Source organism: Psychrobacter sp. 1Y4, from assembly GCF_051847555.1.
In genome coordinates this window covers 1-754 of the sequence record NZ_JBPYDE010000461.1, presented here as the reverse complement: position 1 = coordinate 754, position 754 = coordinate 1, and the positions used below count along the sequence as shown (strand labels likewise).

Genomic DNA, 754 nt, shown 5'->3' with positions numbered 1-754 from the left:
GACATAAAGTGCTGACATATAAAGGTACCTAGCAAAGTGTTTGGTTGAGATTCGCCTCTCAAAAGGCCTGAGCATAGCAGTCATCGCTTAAGCTCTGCCACACTTGGCATAACTTCTTATAATAACAAATACATAGGTACAGTGGCGACACTCTTATAAAGAAAGCGTGCAAGAAAGTAAATCAATGTACGATTTGCGCAAAAAATCTGCGAATAATCCAAAAGTTACTAACAGAATACTGCTAACAATTTTATGTAGACCCTATAAAATACCAGCTGTTTCTAGCACGAGTATTTCAAGGTTATTATGCTTTGATTCTAATGATAGCTGTGTTTGTTTTAGCAAACTTGCACTTTTTGCTATCTACCCTTATGTTATTATCACACAGCAATTAGAAAAACCATATTAGTAGCAACGCTTGACTTTTTTTTATTATATTTATAACTCATATTTTTCATTCGTATATTTAGAAAGGAACAACTCATGGCAACTGACACTACTGCTCCACGTCACGAAAAGCTCATCATTTTAGGCTCAGGTCCTGCCGGTTACTCTGCTGCGGTCTATGCGGCACGCGCTAACCTTAAACCTGTTATGGTAACGGGTATGGAAGTGGGTGGCCAATTAACCACCACCACTGAAGTCGATAACTGGCCAGGCGATGCGCATGATTTGACCGGTCCTGCATTGATGGAGCGTATGAAAGCACATGCTGAGCGCTTCGGTACAGAATTGGTTTATGATCATATCAATG

General features: G+C 39.8%; 1 protein-coding gene. It reads left to right on the top strand.

What is annotated here, in order from left to right:
* Nucleotides 1-483: 483 nt before the first annotated feature.
* A partial coding sequence (locus ACS8FC_RS16970; protein ID WP_439297648.1) for an FAD-dependent oxidoreductase occupies nucleotides 484-754 on the top strand: 271 nt, incomplete at its 3' end.